Below are 11897 nucleotides of genomic sequence, written 5' to 3' on the forward strand. Positions count from 1 at the left end.
CAGCACACTGACATTCCGCCTCCTAGACTTTCCTTATCTTGTGGAGAGTCTTGTCATGCGGCGGTACTGGCTGTGTTTTCTGTTGTTACTGGCGGGTTGCGAATCAACCCATCAGCAATTGATCAATCAGGGTTATCCAGCGCCCTACGCCGATGGTTTCCAGGATGGCTGCAGCAGCGGCCGCCAGGCTGCGGGCGTGATGGCTGGGGATTTTCGCAAGGATGTCCCGCGCTACCTGCACAACCACCAGTACGAATCCGGCTGGGACGACGGCTTCCGCCAATGCCAGGCGATGCAGCAGAACCAGGAGCAACAGAACTACTACAACCGCCACTGGGACGAGCGCGAAGAACAATGGCAACACGAAAAGGACCGCGATGCCGCGCGCGCCTATCGACGCTGAAAGGTCGCCTGTGGATAACCATTGAAACCACGGGCCTGTCAGCATGGTCTTCTGGCAAAGGAGACCTTTCATGAGCCGTGCATTCGTCAACGAAGACCAGGCCGCCGCTCAGGCCAGCCAACCGGTGGAGCGCAAGGTCAGCGACCAGCCCAACTACGTCACCGCCCAAGGCCTGGCGCACCTGCAGCAGCGGGTGGCGCACCTCAACCGTCTACGCAGCGAACTGCTCGCCCAGGGTGAGCAGGCGGATAAACAACGCGTGGCCGATATCGAACGCGATCTGCGTTATTTCAGCGCAAGGCAACACAGCGCCCAGGTGGTGCCACCGGCGTTGTCGCGCGACAAGGTACAGATCGGCAGCCGGGTGACCTACCTCGACGAGGAGGACCGGGAACACAAGGTGCAACTGGTGGGAGAAGATCAGGCCGACATCGCTGCCGGCCTGATCAACTGGGGTTCCCCGCTAGGCCGAGCGCTGCTGGGGGCAGGCCCGGGTGACGAGGTGGTATGGCGACGGCCCGTGGGTGATCAGTCGATCGAGGTCGTCGCCATCGAGCCGGAGCCCGATGCTTAGACCACGCCTTGAGCCAGCATGGCGTCGGCGACTTTCACGAAGCCGGCGATGTTGGCGCCTTTGACGTAGTTGATGCGGCCGTTCTCTTCACCGTAGTGAACGCAGGCGTGGTGGATCGACTGCATGATGTTGTGCAGCTTGCTGTCCACTTCACCCGCGGTCCACAGCAGACGCATGGCGTTCTGCGACATTTCCAGACCGCTGACCGCAACGCCACCGGCGTTGGAGGCCTTGCCCGGAGCGAAGAGCGTACCGGCTTCGATGAACAGGTCCACCGCTTCCAGCGTGGTCGGCATGTTCGCGCCTTCGGCCACACAGATGCAGCCGTTGGCCAGCAAGGCGCGGGCGTCTTCCAGGTCCAGCTCGTTCTGGGTCGCGCAAGGCAGTGCGATGTCGCACGGCAGGGTCCATGGGCGCTGGCCGGCACGGAATTCCAGACCGTACTGGGTAGCCAGTTCGCTCAGGCGACCGCGCTTGACGTTTTTCAGCTCCATCAGCGCGTCCCACTGTTCATCGGTCAGGCCGGATTCTGCGAACAGGGTGCCTTCGGAGTCCGACAGCGAGATCACTTTGCCGCCCAGGTCCATGACCTTGCGCGCGGCGTACTGGGCGACGTTGCCCGAGCCAGAGATGGCCACGCGGCGACCGTCGATGCGCTTGTCTTCACGCTTGAGCATTTCTTCGGCAAAGTACACGCAGCCGTAGCCGGTGGCTTCCGGGCGAATCAGGCTGCCGCCGTAGTTCATGCCCTTGCCGGTCAGCACCGAAGTGAACTGGTTGGCCAGGCGCTTGTACTGGCCGAACATGAAGCCGATTTCCCGCGCGCCCACACCGATATCGCCGGCAGGAACGTCGAGGTCGGCACCGATGTGGCGGTACAGCTCGCTCATGAACGCCTGGCAGAAGCGCATGACTTCCGCGTCGCTCTTGCCCTTCGGATCGAAGTCCGAGCCGCCCTTGCCGCCGCCCATGGGCAGCGAGGTCAGGGAGTTCTTGAACACTTGTTCGAAGGCGAGGAATTTCAGAACGCCGATGTTCACCGACGGGTGGAAGCGCAGGCCGCCCTTGTACGGGCCGATCGCGCTGCTCATCTGGATGCGGTAGCCGCGGTTGACCTGGACCTTGCCGTGGTCATCGACCCAGGAAACGCGGAACAGAATGGCGCGCTCAGGCTCGACCATACGTTCGAGGATGCCGGCTTCGAGGTAACGCGGGTTGGCTTCGAGGAAAGGCCAGAGGCTACGCAGGACTTCTTCCACTGCCTGGTGGAATTCGGGTTGGGCGGGATCGCGTTGTTTCAGACGTGCGAGGAAGTGGTCGACAGATTCGATCATGAGTAGACATCTCACCGAGGGAGTTGGACTTTTTGGTTTTTTCGGGACTTTACCAAGAAGCAATCGCACTGGAACAGGGCGAAATGTCGTTTTTATGAAATTTTTTGGTGCATTTCTGTAAGTGTATACACAAACATGCGGGGTTTTTACGGACCATCGCGAGCACGCTCGCGCCTACGGGGCCCAGTAAAACCGCAGGTTTCTGTAGGCGCGAGCTTGCCTGCGGTGCCCTCCAGACAGGCACAAAAATGGGGCCTCGAAGGCCCCATTCCTGTGCATCAATTACCGACTCACTGAGCCAGCTTCTTGTGCCGTACGCGGTGCGGTTGTGCCGCAGCTTCGCCAAGACGCTTCTTGCGATCGGCTTCGTACTCGGTGTAGTTGCCTTCGAAGAACACGGCTTGCGAGTCGTCTTCGTACGCCAGGATGTGAGTCGCGACGCGGTCCAGGAACCAGCGATCGTGAGAGATCACAATGGCGGCGCCCGGGAAGTCCAGCAGGGCTTCCTCCAGCGAACGCAGGGTTTCAACGTCCAGGTCGTTGGACGGTTCGTCGAGCAGCAGGACGTTGGCGCCCTCTTTCAGGGTCAGCGCCAGGTGCAGACGGCCACGCTCACCACCGGAGAGGTCCTTGACGAACTTCTGCTGGTCGCCGCCCTTGAAGTTGAAGCGACCCACGTAGGTGCGCGACGGGATCTCGTAGTTGCCGATGCGAATCTGGTCGGAACCGTCGGAGATCTGCTGGAACACGGTTTTGTTGCCGTCCAGGTCGTCACGGCTCTGGTCAACGCAGGCCAGTTGCACGGTTTCACCGATCGAGATGCTGCCCGAATCCGGTTGTTCCTTGCCCATCAGCATGCGGAACAGGGTCGATTTACCCGCGCCGTTACCACCGATTACGCCGACGATCGCGCCTTTCGGCATGACGAACGACAGGTTGTCGATCAGCACGCGGTCGCCGTAGCCTTTGCTGACGTTCTTGAACTCGATGACGTTGTCGCCCAGGCGAGGACCGGCCGGGATGTAGATCTCGTTGGTCTCGCTGCGCTTCTGGAATTCCTGCGACTGCATTTCTTCGAAGCGTTGCAGACGGGCCTTGGACTTGGACTGGCGGGCCTTGGCGCCTTTGCGCACCCACTCCAGTTCTTCCTTCATGGCCTTCTCATGAGCCGATTGCTGCTTGGACTCCTGGGCCAGACGGTCGGACTTGGCTTCCAGCCAGCCAGAGTAGTTGCCCTCGTAAGGGATACCGGCGCCGCGGTCGAGTTCGAGGATCCAGCCAGCGACGTTGTCCAGGAAGTAACGGTCGTGGGTGATCGCGACCACAGTGCCCGGGAAGTCGTGGAGGAAGTGTTCCAGCCAGGCGACGGAATCGGCGTCCAGGTGGTTGGTGGGTTCGTCGAGGAGCAGCATGTCCGGTGCGGACAGCAGCAGGCGGCACAGGGCCACGCGGCGTTTTTCACCACCGGAGAGGTGCTCGACCTTGGCGTCCCAGGCCGGCAGACGCAGCGCGTCGGCGGCGACTTCCAGTTGGCGCTCCAGGTTGTGACCGTCGCTGGCCTGCAGGATGGCTTCCAGCTTGGCCTGTTCGGCGGCCAGCTTGTCGAAGTCGGCATCCGGTTCGGCGTAGGCGGCGTAGACCTCGTCCAGGCGGGCCTGGGCGTCCTTGATCACGCTGACCGCTTCCTCGACCACTTCACGTACGGTCTTGGCCGGATCCAGTTGCGGCTCCTGCGGCAGGTAACCGACGTTCAGTTCCGGCATCGGACGGGCTTCGCCGTCGAACTCGGTGTCGACGCCAGCCATGATTTTCAGCAGGGTGGATTTACCCGAACCGTTCAGGCCGAGCACGCCGATCTTGGCGCCGGGGAAGAACGACAGGGAGATGTTCTTGAGGATTTCACGCTTGGGCGGAACAACTTTGCTCAGCCGGTGCATGGTGTAAACGTATTGAGCCAAAATGCGGACCTCGCTCGAATCGTTGGAAAAGCCCCGTCGCCAGGACAGGGCTGGAACAAACCGGGTGTCAGGGAAAGGCACTACTGGCCTGCGTCGCGGCGCTGCCGGCGTTTTCGCGGGGCAGGTGCGCGGCGGGCTCAGGCAACGGCCTCACCCTTGTCTATCTGGTAGTCGGAACCCGTAAGGTTACCCGAACTGGACGGCGGCGGGCAGGGGCATCCCCGTTCAGCGTATCCCGGCGGTCGTGACGACCTTTCGTCAGGTCGAATCTTTGCGACGAAGAGGACTGGCACTTTGCCACAACTCAAGGCATGCTAGCCGCCCTTCGGGCGTCAGGCTTATAGTGCAGCCCTGGATCGCCGCCCGTGTGGCCGGCATTGCTCTCGCGCTGCTGGACCACGGCCAGCCATACCGCAGGATCACCGTTTGACCAATCTCACTCAGCCGTCCTCCTTGCGCAAAGCCTCCACTGCGTCGGGTCAGTCCCTACGCGGGTCGCTGAAGGGCGCACTGGCGATCCTCGTGCTGCTTTTGCTGGCCCTGTTGTTCTGGCAGATGCTCGATCAATACCGGCACATCCTCGCCGATCGCCGCCAACACAGTGTCGATGCCGCCGCCGAACTGGCCGACCGCCTCAACCTGAGCCTGGCCCTCGACGCCCAATCCGCGCTGAACCTGCTGCAGGCCAATGCCGCGGTTCCGGACGAAGACGCCGTCCCCACCCTGTTCACTCGCCTGCATCAACAAATGCCGGCCCTGCACAGTCTCGCCTGGCTGAATGGCGATGGGCAGATCCTGCGCGACAGCATGGACAACTCCCCCGACCAACCGGCGATGGCCGAGTTGCTCCGGCAGAACCGCGACAGCACCTACCGTTTCAGCAACGCTGACGACAATGCCTTTATTTATCTACTGCTGCGCCAACCGGGCGAAACCAGCAGTGGCTATTGGCTGCTGCGCATGCAGCCGACCTGGTACCAGCAACTGGCCAGCCGTCTGGAGCACGCGGTCAAACCGCAGTGGCAACTGGAAAACAGCCGGACCGGGGAAATCATCAGCACTCACCTGCAACCGCGCCCGGACACCACGCCGAATAGCGAACAGGCGCCGCTGCAAAGCGTGATGCTGGCCTTCCTCGACAACAGCGACTGGCAACTGCGCGGCCTCTATGACGCCGAACGCAGCCGCCGCGACCTGCTTCCGGCGCTGGTCGGCAAAGCCATGCTGGTCGTGCTCTGTGCCCTGCTGCCGCTGCTGGCGCTGATCAACATGCGCCGCCGCAATCGCGTCTTGCAGGAAGGCCGTCGGCGCTATCAGGACATTTTCGAAAGCACCGGCGTCGCCCTCTGCGTGCTCGACCTCTCGGGCCTTGCCGCGATCCTCGAACGCCTGCGCCTGCGCAGCCGCAACGAACTGGAGCAACGCCTGGAGCTGGACCCGGCGCTGCGCGAAATCCTCCTGCACGAACTGAAAGTCACCGAAGTGAACCAGGTCGCCCTGCAACTGCTGGGGGTGGATTGCTGCGAGGGGGCCTGGCGGCAACTGGTCGCCGGCAGCGCGTTGGAAAACGATGGCATCGGCCTGCAACTGCTGGGCGCTGTGCTGGACAACCAGGCGCAACTGGAACTGGAAGTGCGCCTGCCGACCGAGCAAGGGCTGGAGCAGCACCTGTGGCTGATGGTGCGGTTCCCGGAGGCGCGCCGCGACTATCACGCGGTGATCCTCAGCATCAGCGATATCACCAGCCGCAAGCGCGTCGAACTGTCGTTGCTGGAGCGCGAGAGCTTCTGGTCCGACGTGGTCCGCACCGTTCCGGATCAGCTCTACGTCCAGGACGTGCAGAGCCTGCGGATGATCTTCAGCAACCGCCATCTCGGCCAGACCTTGGGCTATGCGCGCAACGAACTGGCGCAGATGGGCGAGTTCTTCTGGGAAGTCCTGCTGCACCCGGAAGACGCCGCGCTCTACCGCGACCTGCGCCAGCAACAGCGCCAGAGCGGCTACGTCGAGCAACTGCACTGCCAGTTGCGCTTCCGCCATCACGATCAGCGCTGGCGCCGCTACGACATACGCGAACAGGCACTGACCCGCGACGTGGCCGGCCACGTCACGCGGATCATCGGCGTGGCCAAGGACGTCACCGACCAGCTCGAGGCCAGCGAATCGCTGCGCGACAGCGAACAACGCTACCGCATGCTCGCCGAAAGCATCAGCGACGTGATCTTCTCCACCGACGACCAGTTGCGCCTCAACTATGTCAGCCCGTCCGTGCGGGCGGTGCTGGGCTATGACGTCGAGTGGATCTTCAACAATGGCTGGCAATCGACCATCGCCAACCCGGCGCAACTGACCGGGCTGTCCGCCCTGGTCGAGCGGGTCAACCGCGCCCTCGGCGACGCCGCGAAACTGGAAGCCCTGCGCACCCAGGTGCCGACCCAGTTGTTCCTGTTCGACTGCCTGCGCGCCGACGGGCGCAAGATCCCCATCGAACTGCGCCTGGTGCTGGTCTGGGACGAGCACGACCAGTTCGGCGGCATCCTCGGCGTCGGCCGCGACATCAGCCAGCAACGTCGCGCGGAAAAAGACCTGCGCATGGCGGCAACGGTTTTCGAGCACTCTACCTCGGCGATCCTCATCACCGACCCGGCCGGCTACATCGTCCAGGCCAACGAAGCGTTCAGCCGGGTCAGCGGCTATGCCGTGAGCGATGTGCTCGACCAGTTGCCCGGCATGCTTACCGTCGATGAACAACAGGAAGCGCACCTGCGCTATGTGCTCAAGCAACTGCACCAGCGCGGCACCTGGGAAGGCGAAGTCTGGCTCAAGCGGCGCAATGGCGAGCATTACCCGGCGTGGGTCGGCATCACTGCTGTGCTCGACGACGAAGGCGACCTGGCCAGCTACGTGTGCTTCTTCACCGATATCAGCGAGCGCAAGGCCAGCGAACAGCGCATTCACCGCCTGGCCTACTACGACGCCCTGACCCACCTGCCCAACCGCACGCTGTTCCAGGACCGCCTGCACACGGCGCTGCAACAGGCCGAGCGGCACAAGTCGTGGGTGGTGCTGATGTTCCTCGACCTCGACCGCTTCAAGCCGATCAACGACTCCCTCGGCCACGCCGCCGGCGATCGCATGCTCAAGGACATGGCTGAGCGCCTGCTGGACTGCGTCGACGACGACGACACCGTGGCGCGCATGGGCGGCGACGAATTCACCCTGCTGCTGCAACCACGGGCAACCCGGGAAATGGCGCTGAACCGCGCCATCAATGTGGCTGAGCAGATTCTTGGCAGTCTGGTACGGCCGTTCGTCCTGGAAAACCGCGAGTTCTTCGTCACCGCCAGTATCGGCATCGCCCTCAGCCCGCAGGACGGCAGCGAGCTGAGCCAGTTGATGAAGAACGCCGATACGGCCATGTACCACGCCAAGGAGCGCGGCAAGAACAACTTCCAGTTCTACCAGGCGGACATGAACGCCAGCGCCCTGGAGCGCTTGGAGCTGGAAAGCGACCTGCGCCACGCGCTGGAGCAGAACGAATTCATCCTTTATTACCAACCGCAGTTCAGCGGCGACGGCAAGCGCCTGACCGGCGCCGAAGCGCTGCTGCGCTGGCGTCACCCGCAGCGCGGGCTGGTGCCGCCGGGGGACTTCATCCCGGTGATCGAAGAACTCGGCCTGGTGGTGGATGTGGGCGACTGGGTCATCGCCGAGGCGTGCCGCCAGCTCAAGTCCTGGCATCAGGCGCGGGTGCGGGTGCCGAAGGTCTCGGTGAACATCTCCGCACGGCAGTTCTCCGACGGCCAACTCGGTACGCGGATCGCCAACATCCTCAAGGAAACCGAGCTGCCGCCGGCCTGCCTGGAGCTGGAACTGACCGAAAGCATCCTGATGCGCGAGGTCAATGAGGCGATGCAGATCCTCGACAGCTTGAAAAACCTCGGCCTCAGCATCGCGGTAGACGACTTCGGCACCGGTTATTCATCGCTGAACTACCTCAAGCAGTTCCCCATCGACGTGCTGAAGATCGACCGCACCTTCGTCGACGGCCTGCCGGAAGGCGAGCAGGACGCGCAGATCGCCCGGGCAATCATCGCCATGGCCCACAGCCTGAACCTGGCGGTAATCGCCGAGGGCGTGGAGACGCATGAGCAACTGGAGTTCCTGCGCGAGCATGGCTGCGACGAGGTTCAGGGCTACCTGTTCGGGCGCCCGATGCCGCCTAACCAGTTCGAGGCGCAATTCAGTAACGAAACCCTGTTCATGCTGGAGTGATCCTGCGTGAATCCCATTTGTCTGCCAGATGATCCCCTTTCATATGCCAGACAAAAGTCTATGGGTTAGAATGCCCGCCTATTTCACCCCGATCCTTGAGGACCGCCATGTTCAGCCGTGATTTGACCATTGCCAAGTACGACGCCGAGCTCTTCGAAGCCATGCAGCAAGAAGCTCAGCGCCAGGAAGAGCACATCGAGCTGATCGCTTCGGAAAACTACACCAGCCCAGCCGTGATGGAGGCCCAGGGTTCGGTGCTGACCAACAAGTACGCTGAAGGCTATCCAGGCAAGCGCTACTACGGTGGTTGCGAGTTCGTCGACGTGGTTGAGCAACTGGCCATCGACCGCGCCAAGGAACTGTTCGGCGCCGATTACGCCAACGTCCAGCCGCACGCGGGTTCGCAAGCCAACAGCGCCGTTTACCTGGCCCTGCTGCAAGCTGGCGACACCATCCTCGGCATGAGCCTGGCCCACGGCGGCCACCTGACCCACGGCGCCGCCGTGAGTTCGTCGGGCAAGCTGTACAACGCTGTTCAATACGGCATCGACGGCAATGGCCTGATCGACTACGACGAAGTCGAGCGCCTGGCGGTCGAGCACAAGCCGAAAATGATCGTTGCCGGTTTCTCGGCTTACTCGCAGGTTCTGGACTTCCCTCGCTTCCGCGAAATCGCTGACAAGGTCGGTGCCTACCTGTTCGTCGACATGGCCCACGTTGCCGGTCTGGTTGCTGCGGGCGTCTACCCGAACCCGGTTCCATTCGCCGACGTCGTCACCACCACCACCCACAAGACCCTGCGCGGTCCACGTGGCGGTCTGATCCTGGCTCGCGCCAACGCCGACATCGAGAAGAAGCTGAACTCCGCCGTCTTCCCGGGCGCCCAAGGTGGCCCACTGGAGCACGTGATCGCCGCCAAGGCCATCTGCTTCAAGGAAGCGCTGCAGCCTGAGTTCAAGGCGTACCAGCAACAAGTCGTGAAAAACGCCCAGGCCATGGCCGGCGTGTTCATCGAACGCGGTTTCGACGTGGTTTCCGGCGGTACCGAGAACCACCTGTTCCTGCTGTCGCTGATCAAGCAAGAGATCTCCGGTAAAGACGCCGACGCCGCCCTGGGTCGCGCCTTCATCACCGTGAACAAGAACTCCGTGCCAAACGACCCACGTTCCCCGTTCGTCACCTCCGGCCTGCGCTTCGGCACCCCGGCAGTGACCACTCGCGGTTTCAAGGAAACCGAGTGCAAGGAACTGGCTGGCTGGATCTGCGACATCCTGGCTGACCTGAACAACGAAGCGGTGATCGACGCTGTTCGCGAGAAAGTCAAAGCCATCTGCAAGAAGCTGCCGGTTTACGGCAACTGATTGACCGATGAGCGCCCGGTGGCTTGATTGCCGGGCATGAAAAAACCGATGCCGGGTGACTGGCATCGGTTTTTTTGTGGGCTGAGTTATCTGGCTAGGTTCGGTCGTACCGCGAACATAAGTCTCAATCAGCCCCCGAAGCACCGGTTCAGCGATCCTGGTGCGTCTTGCAACTGGACTCAGTCATCGGCCGGCGGGCTTTCAGAAACAGGGTCCTGAGCTAATAACCAAGCCCGCACACGTTCACGGGCTAATAAAGAAACTTCCTCCGCGATACCTTCTTTTTCGAGAAAGTCTTCGAAATCAGAACCGATAGAGTCACTCATTTCCTTCTCTCCAATCTTGCGACGCCTTGTTGAGCATGGCTATCTACACATCTCACAGCAAACGCGAATCGTCAGCCACTTGCGATTCTGTGGGAGCGGATTCATCCGCGAAGGGCCGCGTAGCGGCCCTAAATCCATCCAGCACCCTGTTTCTGCCTGGCCAGGATTTCACATTCAAGCGTCCTGGCGGTCGGAAAATGCCGGACATAGACAGCCACCTCGTGCTGGATGGTTTTGGGGCCGCTACGCGGCCCTTCGCGGATGAATCCGCTCCCACATTAGTTCGCTATGACCCGAGGCTTTATGCTTGCCTGGCAGATATGTAAGTACCTATACCCTGTTGAGACACCACTCAGCATCGCGGCTGGAAAGTGATCTGCACTACCAGAAAATTCCGAATCAACCACCACTCAACGCCGCAAACCCCGCCCGGATTTTCTCTTCCGGCAACTGGTCGGCAATAAACACCATCACACTCTCCCGGGTTTCCCCTTCGGCCCATTCGGTGTCCCAGTCGAAACCATAGAGTTTCAGCACGCCCTGGAACACCAGCCGCCGATCTTCGCCAGCGATGTTCAGCACGCCCTTGTAGCGCAGCAGTTGCTTGCCATGTTCCTCCAGCAACTCATTCATGAAGTCGCTGAGGCGGTCGATGTCGAGCGGGGTTTCGGTGCGCAGGACCATGCTGGAAATACGGTCCGGGGTCGCCGGCCCAGTCACCGGGCGCAGGCTCAAGCCGCCACCGAGGTCGGCATTGAGGTTGAAACCCCGCACATCCAGCAGTTCGGCAAGGTCGATACGGCCGTTATCCACAACGCGAATGGGCGCGCGGCGATTGATCCGGCCAAGCCTGGCGGTCAGGGCTTCGACGGACTGGCTGTCCGCCAGGTCGGTCTTGCTCAACAGCAGCCGGTCAGCGAAGCCGATCTGGGCCTGGGCGATGGCCTGGGTCAGGTGCAGGTCGGCGTGGACCGCGTCCACCAGGGTGATGATGCCATCGAGGATGTAGCGCTCGCGCAGTTCCTCTTCAATGAAGAAGGTCTGCGCCACTGGCGCGGGATCGGCCAGGCCGGTGCATTCGATCACCAACCGGTCGAAGGCTATTTCACCGCTGTCGAGGCGCTCCAGCAGCAGGAACAGGGCCTTGGTCAGGTCGGTGTGGATGCTGCAGCAGACGCAGCCATTGGCCAGGGTCATGACCTGCACCGGTTCGTCGCCGAGCAATTGGCTGTCGATGCCGGCATCACTGAATTCGTTTTCGATGACGGCGATTTTCAAGCCGTGCTCGGCCTTGAGGATGTGCCGCAGCAAGGTGGTCTTGCCGGCACCGAGGAAACCGCTGAGCACGGTCACGGGAATAGGGGACTGCACGGGGAATTCTCCTGACGCTGAAAATGACTGTGGGAGCCCGGCGCGCCGGGCTCCCACAGGTCTGTCACTGACACCAAGCGCTGTGTTTCAACAGCACTTGGGCCCACCCTTGCCGCCGTAACGGGCTTCCTGGCGTTCCCGGAAGAACTCCTCGTAGCTCATCATCGGCTTGTCCGGGTGCTTGCTCTGCATGTGTTCGACATAGTTGTCGTAGTCGGGCATCCCGACCATCAGGCGGGCTGCCTGCCCCAGGTACTTACCCAGTCGACCCAGGTCGTTGAACATGACGGCATTC

9 protein-coding genes are annotated in these 11897 nt (G+C 62.0%); 4 read left to right on the top strand and 5 right to left on the bottom strand.

The genetic code is table 11. From position 1 onward, the window contains the following. Positions 1 to 55: 55 nt before the first annotated feature. Both HWV67_RS25555 and HWV67_RS25560 read left to right on the top strand, forming a co-directional pair. Positions 56 to 403, top strand: a complete 348-nt coding sequence (locus HWV67_RS25555) for a hypothetical protein (protein WP_110970970.1) — start codon at positions 56 to 58, stop codon at positions 401 to 403. A gap of 70 nt (positions 404 to 473) precedes the next feature. Then, the gene (locus tag HWV67_RS25560) at positions 474 to 977 is read left to right on the top strand and encodes a GreA/GreB family elongation factor (RefSeq protein ID WP_175653274.1); all 504 of its coding nucleotides are present in this window, start codon (positions 474 to 476) and stop codon (positions 975 to 977) included. Here the strand turns inward: HWV67_RS25560 and gdhA are convergent. Further along, positions 974 to 2311, bottom strand: a complete 1338-nt coding sequence (gdhA, locus tag HWV67_RS25565) for an NADP-specific glutamate dehydrogenase (RefSeq protein ID WP_175653275.1) — start codon at positions 2309 to 2311, stop codon at positions 974 to 976. The two genes, HWV67_RS25560 and gdhA, sit on opposite strands and share 4 nt — an antisense overlap. A 290-nt stretch (positions 2312 to 2601) precedes the next feature. After that, complete coding sequence (gene ettA / locus HWV67_RS25570) at positions 2602 to 4269, bottom strand: energy-dependent translational throttle protein EttA (protein ID WP_175653276.1); 1668 nt, start codon at positions 4267 to 4269, stop codon at positions 2602 to 2604. Between the two features lie 426 nt (positions 4270 to 4695). Between ettA and HWV67_RS25575 the strand changes: the two genes are divergently transcribed. Together HWV67_RS25575 and glyA are read left to right on the top strand one after the other, a co-directional pair. Further along, positions 4696 to 8544 (top strand): EAL domain-containing protein, encoded by a 3849-nt coding sequence (locus HWV67_RS25575; RefSeq protein ID WP_175653277.1) that lies wholly within the window; start codon positions 4696 to 4698, stop codon positions 8542 to 8544. Between the two features lie 107 nt (positions 8545 to 8651). Next, positions 8652 to 9905: a serine hydroxymethyltransferase gene (gene glyA / locus HWV67_RS25580; RefSeq protein ID WP_110970975.1), complete on the top strand. Its 1254-nt coding sequence runs from the start codon at positions 8652 to 8654 to the stop codon at positions 9903 to 9905. Between the two features lie 179 nt (positions 9906 to 10084). Here the strand turns inward: glyA and HWV67_RS25585 are convergent, their stop codons facing one another. From HWV67_RS25585 to HWV67_RS25595, 3 genes are all read right to left on the bottom strand, one after another. Continuing rightward, the gene (locus HWV67_RS25585; RefSeq protein WP_175653278.1) at positions 10085 to 10231 is read right to left on the bottom strand and encodes a hypothetical protein; all 147 of its coding nucleotides are present in this window, start codon (positions 10229 to 10231) and stop codon (positions 10085 to 10087) included. A gap of 399 nt (positions 10232 to 10630) precedes the next feature. Continuing rightward, positions 10631 to 11602, bottom strand: coding sequence for a GTPase (gene yjiA / locus HWV67_RS25590; protein ID WP_175653279.1), 972 nt, complete (start codon positions 11600 to 11602; stop codon positions 10631 to 10633). Between the two features lie 87 nt (positions 11603 to 11689). Beyond that, the gene (locus tag HWV67_RS25595) at positions 11690 to 11887 is read right to left on the bottom strand and encodes a YbdD/YjiX family protein (RefSeq protein ID WP_175653280.1); all 198 of its coding nucleotides are present in this window, start codon (positions 11885 to 11887) and stop codon (positions 11690 to 11692) included. Positions 11888 to 11897: the final 10 nt, after the last annotated feature.

Origin of the sequence: Pseudomonas sp. Marseille-P9899, assembly GCF_903166565.1 — a bacterium.
Classification (GTDB): Bacteria; Pseudomonadota; Gammaproteobacteria; order Pseudomonadales; family Pseudomonadaceae; genus Aquipseudomonas; species Aquipseudomonas huaxiensis.

Coding starts and splice junctions, on each gene's coding strand:
- HWV67_RS25555 (WP_110970970.1), top strand. CDS start 56: ATGCGGCGGTACTGGCTGTGTTTTCTGTTGTTACTGGCGGGTTGCGAA.
- HWV67_RS25560 (WP_175653274.1), top strand. CDS start 474: ATGAGCCGTGCATTCGTCAACGAAGACCAGGCCGCCGCTCAGGCCAGC.
- gdhA (WP_175653275.1), bottom strand. CDS start 2,311: ATGATCGAATCTGTCGACCACTTCCTCGCACGTCTGAAACAACGCGAT.
- glyA (WP_110970975.1), top strand. CDS start 8,652: ATGTTCAGCCGTGATTTGACCATTGCCAAGTACGACGCCGAGCTCTTC.
- HWV67_RS25585 (WP_175653278.1), bottom strand. CDS start 10,231: ATGAGTGACTCTATCGGTTCTGATTTCGAAGACTTTCTCGAAAAAGAA.
- HWV67_RS25595 (WP_175653280.1), bottom strand. CDS start 11,887: ATGTTCAACGACCTGGGTCGACTGGGTAAGTACCTGGGGCAGGCAGCC.